The sequence below is a fragment of the Streptomyces sp. NPDC050856 genome (assembly GCF_040653855.1).
In the GTDB taxonomy this organism is placed as follows: domain Bacteria; phylum Actinomycetota; class Actinomycetes; order Streptomycetales; family Streptomycetaceae; genus Streptomyces.
In genome coordinates, this window is the sequence record NZ_JBFAGV010000014.1 from 40,775 (window position 1) to 58,604 (window position 17,830).

General features: G+C 71.9%; 17 protein-coding genes. 8 read left to right on the forward strand and 9 right to left on the reverse strand.

All coding sequences use genetic code 11. The annotated features are described in order from the left end of the window. The first annotated feature begins 101 nt into the window (after positions 1–101). The 4 genes from nhaA to AB0H53_RS15380 all read left to right on the forward strand — a co-directional run bounded on the left by nhaA (position 102) and on the right by AB0H53_RS15380 (position 3,374). On the forward strand, positions 102–1,532 hold the full coding sequence (gene nhaA / locus AB0H53_RS15365) for a Na+/H+ antiporter NhaA (RefSeq protein WP_362112176.1): 1,431 nt from the start codon (positions 102–104) through the stop codon (positions 1,530–1,532). A 39-nt stretch (positions 1,533–1,571) separates the two neighbouring features. Then, a complete protein-coding gene (locus AB0H53_RS15370; RefSeq protein WP_362112179.1) occupies positions 1,572–2,120 on the forward strand; it encodes a phage holin family protein in 549 nt (182 codons plus the stop codon). Next, a complete protein-coding gene (locus AB0H53_RS15375) occupies positions 2,117–3,046 on the forward strand; it encodes an alpha/beta hydrolase (protein WP_362112182.1) in 930 nt (309 codons plus the stop codon). Before AB0H53_RS15370 ends, AB0H53_RS15375 begins: the two co-directional genes overlap by 4 nt. A gap of 145 nt (positions 3,047–3,191) precedes the next feature. After that, on the forward strand, positions 3,192–3,374 hold the full coding sequence (locus AB0H53_RS15380) for a hypothetical protein (RefSeq protein ID WP_362112185.1): 183 nt from the start codon (positions 3,192–3,194) through the stop codon (positions 3,372–3,374). Positions 3,375–3,413: 39 nt separating this feature from the next. Here AB0H53_RS15380 and AB0H53_RS15385 read toward each other — a convergent pair whose 3' ends face one another. The 3 genes from AB0H53_RS15385 to nth all read right to left on the reverse strand — a co-directional run bounded on the left by AB0H53_RS15385 (position 3,414) and on the right by nth (position 6,766). Further along, positions 3,414–4,613 (reverse strand): MarP family serine protease, encoded by a 1,200-nt coding sequence (locus AB0H53_RS15385; protein WP_362112188.1) that lies wholly within the window; start codon positions 4,611–4,613, stop codon positions 3,414–3,416. 93 nt (positions 4,614–4,706) lie between these two features. Then, the gene (locus AB0H53_RS15390) at positions 4,707–5,366 is read right to left on the reverse strand and encodes a CoA pyrophosphatase (RefSeq protein ID WP_362112191.1); all 660 of its coding nucleotides are present in this window, start codon (positions 5,364–5,366) and stop codon (positions 4,707–4,709) included. Positions 5,367–5,839: 473 nt separating this feature from the next. Beyond that, positions 5,840–6,766, reverse strand: a complete 927-nt coding sequence (nth, locus tag AB0H53_RS15395; protein ID WP_362112194.1) for an endonuclease III — start codon at positions 6,764–6,766, stop codon at positions 5,840–5,842. Between the two features lie 498 nt (positions 6,767–7,264). On the opposite strand from nth, the gene AB0H53_RS15400 reads away from it, so the two are divergent. Beyond that, complete coding sequence (locus AB0H53_RS15400; RefSeq protein WP_014046869.1) at positions 7,265–7,939, forward strand: Crp/Fnr family transcriptional regulator; 675 nt, start codon at positions 7,265–7,267, stop codon at positions 7,937–7,939. Between the two features lie 83 nt (positions 7,940–8,022). Here the strand turns inward: AB0H53_RS15400 and AB0H53_RS15405 are convergent, their stop codons facing one another. From AB0H53_RS15405 to AB0H53_RS15425, 5 genes are all read right to left on the reverse strand, one after another. Continuing rightward, on the reverse strand, positions 8,023–8,907 hold the full coding sequence (locus AB0H53_RS15405; protein WP_362112197.1) for a prohibitin family protein: 885 nt from the start codon (positions 8,905–8,907) through the stop codon (positions 8,023–8,025). A gap of 431 nt (positions 8,908–9,338) precedes the next feature. Beyond that, the gene (locus AB0H53_RS15410; protein ID WP_362112200.1) at positions 9,339–10,169 is read right to left on the reverse strand and encodes an MBL fold metallo-hydrolase; all 831 of its coding nucleotides are present in this window, start codon (positions 10,167–10,169) and stop codon (positions 9,339–9,341) included. Continuing rightward, positions 10,166–11,053, reverse strand: coding sequence for an NUDIX hydrolase (locus AB0H53_RS15415; protein ID WP_362112203.1), 888 nt, complete (start codon positions 11,051–11,053; stop codon positions 10,166–10,168). Before AB0H53_RS15415 ends, AB0H53_RS15410 begins: the two co-directional genes overlap by 4 nt. Positions 11,054–11,328: 275 nt before the next feature. Further along, entirely contained in the window at positions 11,329–11,799 is a 471-nt protein-coding gene (locus AB0H53_RS15420) for a RidA family protein (RefSeq protein WP_362112206.1), read from the reverse strand. After that, positions 11,796–11,957 carry a DUF4177 domain-containing protein gene (locus AB0H53_RS15425; RefSeq protein ID WP_121891618.1) on the reverse strand — a complete coding sequence of 54 codons (162 nt, stop codon included), beginning with the start codon at positions 11,955–11,957 and terminating at the stop codon, positions 11,796–11,798. The genes AB0H53_RS15420 and AB0H53_RS15425 overlap by 4 nt, the downstream gene beginning before the upstream one ends. 83 nt (positions 11,958–12,040) lie before the next feature. Between AB0H53_RS15425 and AB0H53_RS15430 the strand changes: the two genes are divergently transcribed. Then, positions 12,041–13,015, forward strand: a complete 975-nt coding sequence (locus tag AB0H53_RS15430; RefSeq protein ID WP_362112209.1) for an ArsA-related P-loop ATPase — start codon at positions 12,041–12,043, stop codon at positions 13,013–13,015. Then, positions 13,012–14,487 carry an ArsA family ATPase gene (locus AB0H53_RS15435; RefSeq protein ID WP_362112212.1) on the forward strand — a complete coding sequence of 492 codons (1,476 nt, stop codon included), beginning with the start codon at positions 13,012–13,014 and terminating at the stop codon, positions 14,485–14,487. The genes AB0H53_RS15430 and AB0H53_RS15435 overlap by 4 nt, the downstream gene beginning before the upstream one ends. A 181-nt stretch (positions 14,488–14,668) precedes the next feature. On the opposite strand, the gene AB0H53_RS15440 is transcribed toward AB0H53_RS15435, so the two are convergent. Further along, a complete protein-coding gene (locus tag AB0H53_RS15440) occupies positions 14,669–15,013 on the reverse strand; it encodes a WhiB family transcriptional regulator (RefSeq protein WP_362112215.1) in 345 nt (114 codons plus the stop codon). A gap of 483 nt (positions 15,014–15,496) precedes the next feature. Between AB0H53_RS15440 and AB0H53_RS15445 the strand changes: the two genes are divergently transcribed. Further along, complete coding sequence (locus AB0H53_RS15445; protein WP_362112218.1) at positions 15,497–17,818, forward strand: transglycosylase domain-containing protein; 2,322 nt, start codon at positions 15,497–15,499, stop codon at positions 17,816–17,818. The last annotated feature ends 12 nt before the right edge of the window (positions 17,819–17,830 follow it).

A 17,830-nucleotide genomic window follows, 5' to 3' on the forward strand; every position in this document is an offset into this window, starting at 1 on the left:
AGGGAACTCATCAACAGATCGACAAGAACACCAAGGTGCGCCGGGAAGTCTGGTCGGCATGTGCTTCGCCATGCCCGCCGAGCCCACCGGAGGTCCACACCGTGACCGGCCCCAGCCAGCGCCCCGCCCCCGCCCCGGACGGCGCCCCCAGCGCCACCCGCACGTTCCTCGGGCGCCTCTCGCTCCCCGAGCGCACCTTCGTCGCTGACGCGCTGCGGGCCGAGACGGTCGGCGGCATCCTCCTCCTGCTCGCCGCCATCGCCGCTCTGATCTGGGCGAACACCCCTGTCCGCGCGAGTTACGAAGCGGTACGCGAGGTGCACCTGGGCCCGGCCTCGCTCGGCCTCGACCTGTCCATCCAGCACTGGGCCGCCGACGGCCTGCTGGCCGTCTTCTTCTTCGTCGCCGGTATCGAGCTCAAGCGGGAACTGGTCGCGGGCGAGCTGCGTGATCCCAAGGCCGCCGCCCTCCCGGTGATCGCCGCGCTCTGCGGCATGATCGCCCCGGCCCTCGTCTACGTCCTGGTCAACGTTCTGGGTGGTGGGTCGCTGGACGGCTGGGCCGTGCCGACGGCCACCGACATCGCCTTCGCCCTGGCCGTACTCGCCGTCATCGGCACCTCCCTGCCGTCCGCGCTGCGCGCCTTCCTGCTCACGCTCGCCGTCGTCGACGACCTCTTCGCCATCCTGATCATCGCCGTCTTCTTCACCAGCGACCTGAACTTCGCTGCGCTCGGCGGCGCCTTCGCCGGTCTGGCCGTCTTCTGGCTGCTGCTGCGCAAGGGGGTGCGCGGTTGGTACGTGTACATACCGCTCGCCCTGGTGATCTGGGGCCTGATGTACAACAGCGGCGTCCACGCCACCATCGCCGGTGTCGCGATGGGCCTGATGCTGCGCTGCCACCGGCGCGACGGCGAGGACCACTCCCCGGGCGAGCGCGTCGAGCACCTGGCGCGGCCGCTGTCGGCCGGGCTCGCCGTGCCGCTGTTCGCCCTGTTCTCGGCCGGTGTGTCGGTCTCCGGCGGCGCGCTGGCCGATGTCTTCACCAAGCCGGAGACCCTGGGCGTGGTGCTGGGTCTGGTGGTCGGCAAGACGGTCGGCATCTTCGGCGGTACCTGGCTGGCGGCCCGCTTCACCCGCGCGGAACTCAACGAGGACCTGGCCTGGGCGGACCTCTTCGCGGTCGCCTCCCTCGCGGGAATCGGTTTCACCGTCTCGCTGCTCATCGGGGAGCTGGCCTTCACCGGTGACGCCGCCCTCACCGACGAGGTCAAGGCATCGGTGCTGATGGGTTCGCTCATCGCCGCCGTCCTCTCCGGGGTGCTGCTGAAGCTGCGCGTACGGAAGTACCAGGCGCTCCTCGCCGAGGAGGAGCGGGACGAGGACCTCAGCGGTATCCCGGACATCTACGAGCAGGACGACCCGGCGTACCACCTGCGCATGGCGGCGATCCACGAGAAGAGGGCCGCCGAGCACCGGCGGCTGGCCGAACTCGCGGGGGCATCGCGCGGTGAGGACGACCGTCCGGCATGATCTGAGGTCGGACCGCAGAAGAGAAGAGGGAGCGAGATGATGAGCGACCCCACCGACAACGGTGCGGCCGGCGCACTGGGCACGGACCGCAGCCTCGGCCAGCTGGTCGCCTCGGCGACGGCCGAGATGTCCGCGCTGGTGCACGACGAGATCGCGCTGGCCAAGGCCGAACTGCGACAGGACGTCAAACGCGGCGCGATGGGCGGTGCGGCCATCAGCGTGGCGGGGGTCTTCGCGCTCTTCTCGCTCCCAGTGCTGAGCTTCGCGGCGGCGTACGGCATCCACAACCTCGGCCTCGGGCTGGCCTGGTCGTTCCTGATCGTGGGCGCCGCGTACCTGGTGCTGGCGGCGCTGCTGGCACTGCTGGCGGTCACCAAGTTCAAGAAGGTCAAGCCGCCGGAGAAGTCCATCGCCTCGGCGAAGCGGACCGCCGCCGTGCTCGGCAACGCCCGCCCCCACCCCCGTACCGCCGCCCTCCCGGCCGGTGTGTCCGCCGGCACGGCCCGTCCGGCCGGTACCACCGGTGCGGCCGGCCCGACCGGTGCGGTCAAGGACGACGCCGTGATTGTGGCACGCTCATCGGCATGACCGTCCCCGAAAGCAGCATCGGCAGTCCCGTACGGCTCGATGGTCCCTGGACACACCGGGACGTCGCCGCCAATGGGGCGCGCTTCCATATCGCCGAGATGGGCGAGGGACCGCTGGTGTTGCTGCTGCACGGCTTCCCGCAGTTCTGGTGGGCCTGGCGCCACCAGCTGCCCGCGCTGGCCGACGCCGGCTTCCGGGCCGTGGCGATGGACCTGCGGGGCGTGGGCGGCAGCGACCGTACGCCGCGCGGGTACGACCCCGCCAACCTGGCGCTCGACATCACCGGTGTGGTGCGCTCGCTGGGCGAGCCGGACGCCGCGCTGGTGGGGCACGACCTGGGTGGGTATCTGGCGTGGACGGCGGCGGTCATGCGGCCGAAGCTGGTGCGCCGGCTGGTGGTCTCCTCGATGCCCCATCCGCGCCGGTGGCGCTCGGCGATGCTCTCCGACTTCGCGCAGTCGCGCGCGGGTTCCCACGTCTGGGGCTTCCAGCGCCCCTGGCTGCCGGAGCGTCAGCTGGTCGCCGACGACGCCGCGTTGGTGGGCACCATGCTGCGGTCCTGGTCGGGACCGCGGCTGCCGGACGAGGACGCGATCGACGTGTACCGGCGGGCCATGACGATCCCGTCGACGGCGCACTGCTCGATCGAGCCGTACCGCTGGATGGTGCGCTCGCTGGCCCGCCCCGACGGCATCCAGTTCAGCCGCCGGATGAAGCGGCCGGTCCGGGTACCGACGCTGCACCTGCACGGCTCCCTGGACCCGGTGATGCGCACCCGCAGCGCTGCGGGGTCGGGTGAGTACGTGGAAGCCCCGTACCGCTGGCGGCTGTTCGACGGCCTGGGTCACTTCCCGCACGAGGAGGACCCGCTGGCGTTCTCCACGGAGCTCGTCAACTGGCTCAAGGACCCGGAACCGGACAGGTAGGACCCCCGGATCGGACCGGTGGAGCGGGCCGGCGCCCGGCGGCGATGGAACGCTTGTCCTACAACCGGCCAAATGCCTGGCGCATAGGCCAATTGGCCGTCCCCGGGGCGATTACGGACCTCGGAGCCCGGGCAAACGTCGGGGTATGGGCTGGACGCACGACTACGCTGACGCAGCACCCAACCGCCGCTCGGCCTCGGCCTCCGCGCCGATCGCGCAGAGGAGCGGGCCGCAGAGCCAGGGTCTCGATCCCCGGTTCGGCATTTCCGGGATTCTCCGCCGCCGGGCCCGCTGGGTCTCGGCGCGACTGCGGCACACCCGCAGCTGACTTCGCCGCCGGGCGCACCGAGCGCCCGGCGACCCTTCCTCAGAGCGCGCAGCCCTGGCTGTCGACCTGCTGGTTGGCGGTCCGGCCGCGTGCGATGTCCTCACGGATCTCGTCGGCCGTCAGGGCGTATCCGGTGTTCGCGTCGTCCAGGGACCTCGCGAAGATCACGCCGTAGACCCGGCCGTCCGGGGTGAGGAGCGGTCCGCCGGAGTTGCCCTGGCGGACGGTCGTGAAGAGCGAGTACACATCGCGCCGTACCTCGCCGCGGTGGTAGATGTCCGGGCCGTTGGCGTTGATCCGACCCCGGACGCGCGCCGAGCGGACGTCGTACGCGCCGTTCTCCGGGAACCCCGCGACGATCGCGCCGTCGCCGCTGCGGGCGTCCGTCTCGGTGAACCGGAGCGGCTGGGCCTTCAGGTCCGGCACGTCCAGCACCGCGATGTCGCGCTGCCAGTCGTACAGCACCACCTTCGCGTCGTACAGGCGGCCCTGGCCCCCTATCTGGACGGTCGGTTCGTCGACGCCGCCGACCACGTGGGCGTTGGTCATGACCCGGCGTTCCGCGAAGACGAACCCGGTGCCCTCCAGGACCTTGCCGCAGCTCGGAGCCGTACCGACGACCTTGACGATGGACCTCTGGGCGCGGGCCGCCACCGGGCTCCCGGCGAGCGCCGGGTCGGGGGCGCGCACCTCGGTGATGGGCTCGTTGGCGAACGGGCTGAAGACCTGCGGGAAGCCGTTCTGCGCCAGTACGGAGGAGAAGTCGGCGAACCAGGTGGACGCCTGGGCCGGCATCACCCGGGAGACGCCGAGCAGCACCTTGGAGTTGCGGACCTCCTTGCCGAGCGTGGGCAGGGACGTCCCGGCGAGGGCTGAGCCGATCAGCCAGGCGACCAGCAGCATCGCCACCACGTTGACCAGGGCGCCGCCCGTGGCGTCCAGGGCGCGGGCCGGCGACCAGGTGATGTACCGGCGCAGCTTGTTGCCCAGGTGGGTGGTGAGGGCCTGGCCGACCGAGGCGCAGACGATGACCACGACCACGGCGGCGATCGCGGCGCCCGTCGAGACCTTGGCCTCGTTCGTCAGCGGGCCCCACACCAGCGGCAGCAGATAGACGGCGACGAGACCGCCGCCGAGGAAGCCGATCACCGAGAGGATGCCGACGACGAAGCCCTGACGGTAGCCGACGATCGCGAACCACACGGCGGCGACCAGCAACAGAATGTCCAGCACGTTCACCGTCATTAGCCTCGCAGATTCGTCTCCGGTCGCCGCGACCGGCTGGGGATCCCGGGGTTCCGCCCCCGGAAGAGCACAGCAGGAGTCACCCTGTCATGAGCGCCAGTCGAGCGGGACCTGCTTCGACCGGTCCCACGGGCGTTCCCACCCGGCGAAGTGCAGGATCCGGTCGATCACTCCGGCCGTGAAGCCCCAGACGAGGGCCGATTCGACCAGAAATGCCGGGCCCCGGTGGCCGCTCGGGTGGACGGTGGTCACGCGGTTGGCCGGATCCGTGAGATCGGCCACGGGCACGGTGAAGACCCGTGCCGTCTCGCCGGGGTCGACGGCGCGGAACGGGCTGGGCGAGTGCCACCAGCCCAGTACGGGCGTCACGACGAAGCCGCTGACCGGGATGTAGAGACGGGGCAGGACACCGAAGAGCTGGACGCCGGCGGGGTCGAGGCCGGTCTCCTCCTCCGCCTCGCGCAGCGCGGCGCGCAGCGGTCCGGTGGTGACCGGGTCGCCGTCCTCGGGATCGAGGGCGCCGCCGGGGAAGGAGGGCTGGCCGGCGTGCGAGCGGAGGCTGCCGGCGCGCTCCATGAGCAGCAGTTCCGGACCGCGCCCGCCCTCCCCGAAGAGGATCAGCACGGCGGCCTGGCGACCGCCGGTCTCGGGCGGCAGGAACCTGCTGAGCTGCTCGGGCGCGATGGTGCGCGCGGCACGGGCGACGGGCGTCAGCCAGGTGGGCAGGCCGTCGTCGGTGACGGCCACGGGGGCGAGTGCGGGCCCGGGACCGGCCGTGGAGCCGGGACCGGAGCCGGGCGCGGCCTTCGGACCACCGGCCGCGAGCGGGTCGGCGGCGGCCGGATCGGGACCGGGGGCGGGGCCGGCGGACTCGGCGGACTCGGTGGACTCGGTGTGCCCGGAGCGCGACGGCCCCGGCGACGCCGGCCCGGGGCGTGCCGGCTCCCCCGTCGGGCGGCCGGCCGGGGGGGTCTGCCCGGTCGGCGTCGCAGGCGGACCGTACGGCGCGGGCCGGCCGTACGGGCGGGCGGGGGCGGCCGGTGCCGGGCGGGCCGCGGGCCGGAGCCCGTGGGCGGCCGTGGGCGGCGCGGCCGGGGCCGTGCCGTCCGTACCCTCACTGCGATCGGTCCGGTCGGTCTTCAGGTCGTACGTCTCTTCCTCAGCGCGCGTCACAGGCACCCCCGGCTTTTCCAACGCGTTCCGGCCACTGATTCGTCCCGTCACTCGGTGGTGCCCACCGGCGCGGCCGGCCGGCCCGGGTAGTCGGGGGGCGGTGACAGGCGCTGGCCCGGGTAGCCGCCCTTCTCGTACTTCAGCAGCTTCTTCGCCTTCTCCGGATCGGTCTCACCCTCTCCGTACGAGGGGCAGAGGTGGGCGATCGGGCAGGCTCCGCAGGCAGGCTTGCGGGAGTGGCAGATGCGGCGGCCGTGAAAGATGATGCGGTGCGAGAGCATCGTCCACTCCGCCTTGGGGAAGATCGCACAGACTTCCGCCTCGACCTTCTCCGGGTCCTCCTGCTCCGTCCACTTCCAGCGCCGGACCAGCCGGCCGAAGTGGGTGTCGACGGTGACGCCCGGTACGCCGAAGGCGTTGCCCAGGACGACGTTGGCCGTCTTGCGGCCCACACCGGGAAGGGTGACGAGGTCCTCCAGCCGGCCGGGCACCTCGCTGCCGAAGTTGTCGCGCAGCGCGGCGGACAGGCCGAGCAGGGACTTGGCCTTCGCGCGGAAGAAACCGGTGGGCCGGATGAGTTCCTCCAGCTCCTCGGGGACGGCGGCGGCCATGTCCTCGGGCGTCGGGTACTTGGCGAAGAGCGCGGGGGTGGTCTGGTTGACCCTGAGGTCGGTGGTCTGCGCGGACAGGACGGTGGCGACCAGCAGCTCGAAGGGGTTGCGGAAGTCGAGCTCCGGGTGGGCGTACGGGTAGACCTCGGCCAGCTCACGGTTGATCCGGCGGGCACGGCGCACCATCGCCACCCGGGATTCGGGCTTCACGGCTTTCGCGGCCTTCGCGGAGGGCTTCCCGGCGGCGGGCCCGGCGGGGTCGGTGACGGCCTCCCCCGCGGCCTTCGCCGCCGTCTTCTTCGCCGCCGTCTTCTTGGCAACCGCCTTCTTGGCCGCCGCCTTCTTCGCCGCGGTCTTCCGCACCGGCTTTTCGGCCACCTTCCTCACGGGCCGCTCGGCCGCCTTCCCGGCCGGGGCCCCGGCACCCGGTTCAGTGGCGGTGCCTCGGGTGTCCGCCGTGGAAGACGTCGCCCCGGCCCCGCTCCTGGCCTCCGACATGGCGCCCTTCTCGTCCTCGCTCCCGGTGGACGAGCCCAGCCGAGATGGCGACTTGGTGGATTTGGGCGCTTTTGCGGCATTCTCCGTCCCGGGCGACACATGTTCGCCCAGAGCGGAATTCTGTTCCCCGAACACTCTCCCGGCCCCCTTGGCCTGCACTCCCACCGGCGAATTGGACACCCGGCCAGCCTAAGGGCCGTGACCGACATCTGCCCCGGACAGCGGCGATCAAGACCCAATCGGGGCCCTGCCGTACGGACACGCGTACCCGTGCGTCAAACTTGTTGTGATTGATCGCACTGTTTTACCGTCCGGCATCATGGGACCGAATGTCCCTGAGCAGGTCGACATAGGAGAGAACTCGTGGACGACGTTCTGCGGCGCGCCCCGCTCTTCGCGGCGCTCGATGACGAGCAGGCCGCGGAGCTCCGCGCCTCGATGAGTGAAGTGACGCTCGCCCGTGGCGATGCGCTCTTCCACGAGGGCGACCCTGGCGACCGGCTGTACGTGGTCACCGAGGGCAAGGTGAAGCTCCACCGCACCTCCCCCGACGGGCGCGAGAACATGCTCGCCGTCCTCGGCCCCGGCGAGCTGATCGGCGAGCTGTCCCTCTTCGACCCGGGACCGCGCACCGCCACCGCCACCGCGCTGACCGAGGTCAAGCTGCTCGGCCTGGGTCACGGTGACCTCCAGCCCTGGCTGAACGCCCGCCCCGAGGTCGCCACCGCCCTGCTGCGCGCCGTCGCCCGGCGCCTGCGCAAGACCAACGACCAGATGTCGGACCTGGTCTTCTCCGACGTACCGGGCCGGGTCGCCCGCGCGCTGCTGGACCTGTCGCGCCGCTTCGGCGTGCAGTCCGAGGAGGGCATCCACGTCGTGCACGACCTGACCCAGGAGGAGCTGGCCCAGCTCGTCGGCGCCTCCCGGGAGACGGTCAACAAGGCGCTGGCCGACTTCGCCGGCCGTGGCTGGCTGCGCCTGGAGGCCCGCGCGGTGATCCTGCTGGACGTGGAGCGGCTCGCCAAGCGCTCGCGCTGAGGCAGACGCAACGACGTGAGGAGGGCCGCCCCCGGGGGGGCGGCCCTTTCGCGTACCCGGCCGCGCCCCGGGCGGCCGCGCTCCTACTTCTTCGTACCGTCCACGATCAGCGGGGTACCGCTGCCACCACCGCAGGGCACGGCGTACACCGGGTGCTTGGCGGACGCCTCCTTGAAGGCCTCGATGCACTGGTTCGTCAGGATCTTGTCGCTGAGCGAATCGTTGAGGATCTTGTTCGCCCGCGCGATGCCCTCCGCCTCGATCTTGCGCCGGTCGGACTCCGCCTTCGCCGTCCGCGCGGCCTCGGTCGCCCGCTCGGTGGCCTGCTGCTGCTGGATCTTGCGGTCGATCTGGTTCTGGAGCTGGTCCGACGGCTTGACGTTGCGCAGGTTGACCGTGGTCACATCGATGCCGCGCGGCGCCAGACGCTCCTTGATCAGGTCACCGATCTCGGCGTTGATCTTCTCGCGGGCGGAGGCGTAGCCCTCCTCGCTGGTGTGACGGGCGAAGACGTTCCGTACGATCTCCCGGCTGTCGGGGAAGACGAGGCGCTGCTGGATGGCGTCCTCGCTGCCGGCGAGCTTGTACAGCTCCACCGCCTTCGACGGCGTGACCGCCCACTTCACGGTCACCTCCGCGTACATCACACCGCCCTGCGAGGAGCGGACCTCGACGACGTCCTTGTCGGAGAGGTTCAGGTCCACCGGGCGGGTGGAGAAGGTGGTGACGGTGGTGAAGGGCGAGGTGACGTTCACGCCGGAGCTCATCGGCGCGCCGACCTTGCCGAAGGCGACCGGGACACCGACCTCGTAGGCGCTGATCACGTGCAGGCAACTGGCCAGGGCGGCGAACAGACCGGCCGCGAGCGCGGCGGCCGAGCCGAGCTTGAGGCCCCGCCGGCCGGCGGCACGGCCGGCCACGAAGAGCACCGCTGCGGCGATGAGCAGCAGGATGGAGACGACGAACACGAGAAATCCCCCCAGGGACAGGCACAAGAAGTAAGCGGAGCGTAAAGCATTCCCCGACGCCTGCCGTTCCCGGACGGTGCGCCCGGCCCCACGGTCCGGGCCGCCCGGGCCGAGGCCGGCGCGTGGGAGGACCGGCCCCGCGGTCCGAACCGCCTCGCCACCAGGCCGGACGCGCAGGCGGGTCGGCGCCGCGTCAGGCCGGCCGTACGCACGGGCCGGCACGCCACCCGTGTCACCGGCCGACACGCGACCGGCCGGCACAACCCCGCAGCCGGCGCACGGCCCAGGCACGACCGGAACAGGGCCGCCCGGGCCGAGGCCGGCGCGGCTGGGACCCGGGCGGCCCAACCCGGGCGGCCCGGAGCCGCGCGGCCCGGATCCACGCTGCGCTGGCCCGCGCCGATCAGCAGGCCCGCGTGGAGCAGGCCCGCTCAGATCAGGCCGTGCTCCCTGAGGTACTCCAGCTGCGCCCGGACCGACAGCTCGGCCGCCGGCCACAGGGACCTGTCGACGTCCGCGTACACGTGCTCGACCACCGCCGTCGGGGTGGTGAAACCGTTCTCCACGGCGGTCTCCACCTGGGCCAGGCGGTTGGCGCGGTGGGCGAGGTAGAACTCCACGGCGCCCTGCGCGTCCTCCAGGACCGGACCGTGCCCCGGGAGCACCGTGTGCACCCCGTCGTCGACCGCCAGCGACCGCAGCCGCCGCAGCGAGTCCAGGTAGTCGCCCAGCCGTCCGTCGGGGTGCTCCACCACGGTCGTGCCGCGCCCCAGGACGGTGTCGCCGGTCAGCACCGCCCGGTCTCCCGGCAGGTGGAAGCAGAGGGAGTCGGCGGTGTGCCCGGGGGTGGGTACGACCCGCAGTTCCAGCCCGCCGACCTCGATCACCTCACCCGGGGCGAGCCCCTCGTCCCCCAGCCGCAGCGCCGGGTCCAGGGCGCGCACCGGGCTGCGGGTCAGTTCGGCGAACCGCCCCGCGCCCTGCGCGTGGTCCCAGTGGCCGTGCGTCAGCAGGGTCGTCGTGATCCGCTTGCCGAGCCGCTCGGCGGTCTCCACCACGCGCCGCAGATGCGTCTCGTCGAGCGGGCCCGGGTCCACGACGGCGGCCACGTCGGAGCCGGGCTCGGACAGGATCCAGGTGTTCGTGCCGTCGAGGGTCATCGGGGACGGGTTGGGCGCGAGGACGTTGACGGCGCGTACGGTCGCGGGCCCGGAGCTCACGGCTCCGCGCGGCTGGCCGGGAAGCGCGGCGGCGTCGGTCATGCGGAGGGACCCCCAGTCCTGGTACGCGATACGTGTTTGGTGAACTCGTCGTGCCCCGGCCAGCTCAGCACCACCTCGTCGCCCTCCAGGCGCGCCTGTGCGAGTACCGGGGTGAGGTCCTGGTCCCCCGACGCGGCCAGGGCCGCGCCCGGCGTCCCGTGCGGCTCCAGGGCCCGCAGCGTGGCGATCGTCGGAGGCATCATCAGCAGCTCCCCGCGGTCGTAACCGGCCGCGGCGTCGGCCGGGCGGATCCACACCGTCCGGTCGGCCTCGGTGGACGCGTTGCGGGTGCGCTGGCCGGTGGGGAGCGCGGCGACGAAGAACCAGGTGTCGTACCGGCGCGGCTCGAACTCGGGCGTGATCCAGCGCGCCCACGCGCCCAGCAGGTCGGAACGGAGCACCAGTCCCCGCCGGTCCAGGAAGGTCGCGAACGACAGCTTCCGGGCCACCAGGGCCGCCCGGTCCGCCTCCCAGTCGTCGCCGGTCGTGTCACCGGCCACGGTGTCCGCGGTGGGCCCGGCGAGCAGGACGCCCGCCTCCTCGTACGTCTCACGCACCGCGGCACACACGACGGCCTGCGCCTCGGCGGGCCCGGCGACGCCCAGCCGCGCCGCCCAGTCGGTCCGTGAGGGGCCGGCCCACCGGACGGGGTGCTCGTCGCGCGGGTCGACCGCGCCGCCGGGGTAGGCGTACGCGCCGCCGGCGAAGGCCATGGAGGCGCGCCGGCGCAGCATGTGCACCTCGCAGCCCGTCGCGCCGTCCCGCAGCAGCATGACGGTCGCGGCCCGCCGGGGCGTCGCGGCGGTGAGCTCACCGGCGGCGAGCGCACGGATCCGGTCGGGCCACTCCGGGGGGTACCACTGGCCATCGGAACGTGGGGACATGGCCGGATGCTATGCGTATCCGACGCGATGTTCGAGAGGGAATGTGGCCACGGCAACAAGATGGAAGCGGCCACAGGGCACCAGTGGGGCTCCAGAGGCTTCCACCCCGTGGGCGTGCGAAGTGGCGGGTACACGTCGACGGCCCCGTCCCCACCGGTGAGCCGGCGGGGACGGGGCCGTGACGAAGATCGCGGGGGCCCGTACGAACGGCGCGCCGGCCGTACGGGGAGGGCGGCGCCGCCCCGTGGGACGGACGAAGGCGCCGCGGTGCGGTGTCAGTCCTGGACGAGCTCCACCTGGAGCTCCACCTCGACCGGCGAGTCCAGCGGCAGCACCGTCACACCGACCGCGCTGCGCGCGTGCACGCCCTTGTCGCCGAGCACCTCGCCCAGCAGCTCGCTGGCACCGTTGAGGACGGCGGGCTGGCCGGTGAAGTCCGGCGCCGAGGCGACGAACCCGACGACCTTGACGACCCGCGCGATGCGGTCGAGGTCACCGGCGACCGACTTCACGGCGGCCAGCGCGTTCAGCGCGCAGGTCCGCGCCAGCTCCTTGGCCTCCTCCGGCGTCACCTCGCCGCCCACCTTGCCGGTGACCGGGAGCTTGCCGTTCACCATCGGCAGCTGGCCGGCGGTGTACACGTACACGCCCGACCGGACCGCCGGCTGGTACGCGGCCAGCGGCGGTACCACGTCGGGCAGCGTCAGGCCCAGCTCGGCGAGGGCCGACTCGACCCGACCCGTCATGACTGCTTCTCCCGCTTCAGGTACGCCACGAGCTGCTCGGGGTTGTTCGGCCCGGGGACGACCTGGACGAGCTCCCAGCCGTCCTCGCCCCAGGTGTCCAGAATCTGCTTGGTCGCGTGCACGAGAAGGGGCACGGTCGCGTATTCCCACTTGGTCATGGGGCCGACTGTATCCGCTGCCCGGCCGCCGCCAGTGGCAGCCTCCTGCGTAGGCCCCGGCCCGACTGGTTAGGCTCGAATACGTGAGCAGGCTCCAGGTCGTCAGCGGCAAGGGCGGTACCGGTAAGACGACGGTCGCCGCAGCCCTCGCGCTCGCCCTCGCGACCGAGGGAAAGCGCACTCTCCTCGTGGAGGTCGAAGGCAGGCAGGGCATCGCACAGCTCTTCGAGACGGAGGCGCTTCCCTACGAGGAACGCAAGATCGCCGTCGCCCCGGGCGGCGGCGAGGTGTACGCGCTGGCCATCGACGCCGAACGCGCGCTCCTGGACTACCTCCAGATGTTCTACAAGCTCGGCAGCGCGGGCCGTGCCCTGAAGAAGCTGGGCGCGATCGACTTCGCGACCACCATCGCGCCGGGCGTACGGGACGTGCTGCTGACCGGCAAGGCGTGCGAGGCGGTGCGCCGCCGGGACAAGCAGGGCGGCAAGCAGGGGCGCTACGTGTACGACCACGTCGTCATGGACGCCCCGCCCACCGGCCGGATCACCCGCTTCCTGAACGTCAACGACGAGGTGGCCGGGCTGGCGCGGATCGGCCCGATACACAACCAGGCGCAGGCCGTGATGCGGGTCCTCAAGTCCCCCGAGACCTCGGTGCACTTGGTGACGCTGCTGGAGGAGATGCCGGTGCAGGAGACGGCGGACGGCATCGCCGAGCTGCGCGCCGCGGACCTCCCGGTGGGCAACGTCCTGGTGAACATGGTCCGCCCGCACGTCCTGGACGAGGACGCGCTACGGGCGGCGGCGGGCGGCCACCGCAAGGACATCGCCCGGACGCTCGCCGCCGCCGGGGTGGCCGGCGCCACCCGGCTGGTCACCCCCCTCCTGGACCAGGCCGCCGAGCACGCCCAGCGGGTGGAGCTGGAACGGGAGCAGCGCGAGGTCCTGGCCGGGCTCCGGGTCCCGACGTACGAACTGCCCTACCTGGGCGAGGGGGCCGACCTCGCCGGGCTGTACCGGCTGGCCAGGGAACTGCGGACACGGGGAGTGGGCGCGTGAGCATCGAGACGGTCGCCGGTCTGAGGATCGACGCGCTGCTGGACGACCCCGCGACCCGCATCGTCGTGTGCTGCGGGTCGGGCGGGGTGGGCAAGACGACCACGGCCGCGGCCCTGGGCGTACGCGCGGCCGAGCGGGGCCGCAAGGCCGTCGTCCTGACCATCGACCCGGCCCGCAGGCTGGCCCAGTCGATGGGCATCGACCAGCTCGACAACGTCCCCCGCCGGATCGACGGCATCAAGGGCGGGGGCGAGCTGCACGCCATGATGCTGGACATGAAGCGCACCTTCGACGAGATCGTCGAAGCGCACGCCGACCCCGAGCGGGCCGCCGCGATCCTGGGCAACCCCTTCTACCAGTCCCTGTCGGCCGGTTTCGCGGGCACGCAGGAGTACATGGCGATGGAGAAGCTCGGCCAGCTGCGGGCGCGCGAGGAGTGGGACCTGATCGTGGTCGACACTCCCCCGTCCCGCTCGGCGCTGGACTTCCTGGACGCGCCGAAGCGGCTGGGGTCGTTCCTGGACGGGAAGTTCATCCGGGTGCTGATGGCGCCGGCGAAGATGGGCGGCCGGGCGGGGCTGAAGTTCCTCAACGCCGGCATGTCGCTGATGACCGGCACCCTCGGCAAGCTGCTGGGGGGTCAGTTGCTGCGTGACGTGCAGACCTTCGTGGCGGCGATGGACACCATGTTCGGCGGTTTCCGCACCCGGGCGGACGCCACCTACCGGCTCCTCCAGGCCCCGGGCACGGCCTTCCTGGTGGTGGCGGCGCCGGAGCGGGACGCGCTGCGGGAGGCCGCGTACTTCGTGGAACGGCTGGCGGCGGAGGAGATGCCGCTGGCCGGACTGGTGCTCAACCGGGTGCACGACAGCGGTGCCGCCCGGCTGTCCGCCGAACGGGCGCTGGCGGCGGCGGAAAATCTTACCGGGGGCGGCATTGTGGATCAGGGGCCCGGGCAGACTGCTGATCGTGACCCCGGTACCGGGGCCGTCTCTCCCGCCCCGGAGCCCCGTCCCGGATCCGTACCCCCCTCCGGGTCCGCGTCCCGCGCCGAGCCCGACCACCTGCCCTCACTCACCCCCGCCGCTGATCCGGCCGCCGCCACCGACCCGGCATTCGCGGCGGCTGCCCCCCACTCCGCCACAGCCACTTCCGACCCGGCCGCAGCCGCGGTCCCGTCGCCCTCGGTGGCGCGGCTGACCGCCGGTCTGCTGCGCCTGCACGCCGAGCGGATGCAGGTGGTGACCCGGGAGCGCCGCACGCGGGATCGTTTCACCGCGCTGCACCCCGAGGTCGCCGTCGTCGAGGTACCGGCCCTGCCGGGCGATGTGCACGATCTGGCGGGCCTGCGCGCCATCGGCGAGAGCCTGGCGTCGGGGGGCTCCTCCGGAGCGCGGCGACACCGCCGAGCCGGTGATGCAGGAGAAGCCGGTGGCGCCGGGGAACCGACAGCCGACGTCACGGCACCGTGACGGGCGGGGAAGCCGTCAGCGAAGGCGGCGGGCGAGGCCGCGCCGCCCGCGAGGAGGACGATTGGAAGGGTGACGGCCGAGGCGCGTTCGCGGAGCCGGTGCCCGGCGAGAAGGTGACCGCCGTGGCCGTGGCACGCGACAGTTCGGCGTGCGACGGCGCGGTGCGGGTACTCGGCAGGGCCTAGCCCACCGCCGCGTACTCCTCGTACGTCTCGTCGTTGTCGAGCGCGACGGGCAGGATGCCCGCACTCCGCTCGTACTCCGTACGCGCCGTCTCCAGCAGCCGGCGCCAGGACGTCACGGTCGGCCGCCGCCGCAACAGCGCCCTGCGCTCACGCTCCGTCATCCCGCCCCAGACGCCGAACTCGACGCGGTTGTCCAGCGCGTCGGCCAGGCACTCGGTCCGCACCGGGCACCCGGTGCACACCGCCTTGGCCCTGTTCTGCGCCGCTCCTTGCACGAACAGTTCATCCGGATCGGTAGTGCGACAGGCCGCCTGCGCACTCCAGTCAGCTACCCAGCCCATACCGGCGCCGTCCTCTCCCGAATCGAGGCTCCCCCACGGCGGCAGCGGCATATTCACCGCTGCCAGTTGAGGACGTTACGGAAGGTGGGCACAGCGCAACACCCCCTTCGGGCCCAATCTTGAATGGCCCGAACGGACTATGCGTATGCGGCAGATCACCCAGGGGAGTGAGCGCAGGACATGCGCGACAAATGCCGCCGATCTGGAGGTTCCACTGCGCGGCAACCGGGACACAGGCTGACGTACCCGAAGGGACCGGACACGGAGGCGCGCCGCCCCGGAACACGAAGTGCGGAACGCGAAGTGCGGAACGCGGGGCGGGGGATGGCCCGCACGGTGGGGGCCGGCCGGGAGACCGGAAAGGGTGGGGGAGGTGGGGAAGCCGGGGCCAGTGCTACAGAAGTGCAACAGCTGTGACAGTTGTGACCAGCTTAGGCCAAGGGATATACGACTGTCCGGCGAATGAGAACGTAGTCTGCTCCCATGCCAAACAAGCGCTCGGGCGGGGGCCTGACCGGTACCCAGCAGGCCGCCAAGTTCCTCGGTGTCAGCGTGCTCTCCGGAGTCGTCCTGGCGGGTATCGCACTGCCCGCCGCGGGGGCTCTGGGACTCGCGGCGAAGGGCACGGTCCAGGGGTTCGACGAGATTCCGGCCAATCTGAAGACGCCGCCGCTGAGCCAGCGCACCACCATCCTGGACGCGCGGGGCGGCCAGATCGCCACGGTCTACTCGCGTGACCGCACGGTCGTGGGGCTCAAGGACATCTCCCCGTACATGCAGAAGGCGATCGTCGCCATCGAGGACTCGCGCTTCTACGAGCACGGGGCCATCGACCTCAAGGGCGTGCTGCGCGCCCTCAACCGCAACGCCCAGTCGGGCGGCGTGGCGCAGGGCGCGTCGACCCTCACCCAGCAGTACGTGAAGAACGTGTTCGTGGAGGAGGCCGGCGACGACCCCAACAAGGTCGCCCAGGCCACCAAGCAGACCCTGGGCCGCAAGATCCAGGAGCTGAAGTACGCGATCCAGGTCGAGGAGGAGCTCGGGAAGAAGAAGATCCTCGAGAACTACCTCAACATCACCTTCTTCGGGCAGCAGGCGTACGGCGTCGAGGCCGCCGCTCAGCGCTACTTCTCCAAGCCCGCCAAGGACCTGACGCTGGATGAGTCGGCACTGCTGGCCGGCATCGTCCAGTCACCGAGCCGCTACGACCCGGTCAACGACGTGCAGGAGGCCACCAAGCGCCGCAACGTCGTCCTGCAGCGCATGGCCGCCGTCGGGGACATCAGCACGGCGCAGGCCGCGCGCGCCAAGGCCGCCCCCATCAAGCTGAAGGTGAGCAAGCCCAAGAACGGCTGCATCACCGCGGTCAACGGCGCGGGTTTCTTCTGCGACTACGTACGTGAGGTGTTCCTCTCCGAGCCGGTCTTCGGCAAGGACCGGGAGGAGCGCAGCAAGGTCTGGAACCGCGGCGGTCTGACCGTCAAGACCACGCTCGACCCGCAGGCGCAGAAGGCGGCGCAGGAGTCGATCAAGAGTCACGTCCACCAGACCGACAAGGTCGCCACCGCGGTGACCATGGTCCAGCCCGGCACGGGCAGGATCGTCGCGATGGGGCAGTCGAGGCCGTACGGCTTCGGCAAGCACGAGACCCAGATCAACTACTCCGTCAACAAGAGCAGGGGCGGCTCGAACTTCGGCTTCCCGACCGGCTCGACGTTCAAGCCGTTCGTCGCGGCGGCGGCCCTGGAGCAGGGCAAGCCGCCGACGCAGGTCTATCCGGCGCCCTACGAGATGCCGTACCCGTCCTCCGTCTCCACGTGCAGCGGAAAGCCCTGGGTCAACCAGGGGGACATGGTGGAGAACGAGAACGAGTCGGAGGTCGGCCCGTACGCGCTGCGGGAAGCGATGGAGAAGTCGGTCAACACCTACTTCGTCCAGATGATCGGCGAGATCGGCATGTGCCCGGTCGTGGAGATGACCAACAAGCTGAACGTGGTGCAGGGCAACGACGAGAAGCTGCCCGAGGTGCCCGCGATCTCACTCGGCTCCAAGGGTGTCTCTCCGCTGAACATGGCGACCGCGTACGCGGCCTTCGCCAACCGGGGCACGTACTGCTCCCCGGTCGCGGTGGAGTCGATCAGGACGGCCGACGGCAAGAGCCTGGCCGTACCGAGGAGCAGGTGCCACAAGGCGATGTCGGAGCGGACCGCCGACACCATCAACACCCTGCTGCGCGGTGTGGTCGACTCCGGTACGGGTCAGCAGGCCGGACTGTCCAGCCGTGACAACGCGGGCAAGACCGGTACGACGGACGGCCGCAAGAACGCCTGGTTCGTCGGCTACACGCCGAACCTCTCCGGCGCGGTCTGGGTCGGCAGCCCCAGCCAGGACGTGGAGATGGAGTACATCAGCATCGGCGGCCGGACCTACGACAAGGTCTTCGGCGGCCAGGTCCCGGGCCCGATCTGGAAGGACGCGATGACCGGGGCGCTGGAGGGCCAGGACGCGCCCGACTTCTCCGACGTCCACATCCCGGACGCCCAGGCCCAGAAGCCCGACGCGGACGAAGGGACCGGCAGGCCGCGCGACGACACCAAGCCCCGCCGCGATGGCGGTGGAGCCACCGGCGGCACCGGCGGCGGCACCGGCGGAGGTGGAGCCGGGGGTGGCAGCACGGGCGGTGGCACCACGGGCGGTGGCGGCGAGGACCCGTGGCCCGGTATCTCCTTCCCGCCCAACCTGATCGGCGGCGGCGACAGCCGGGGCCAGGGCAACAACGGCGGCGGGAACGGCTGGCGGGGTTAGGCCCCGGGCCGG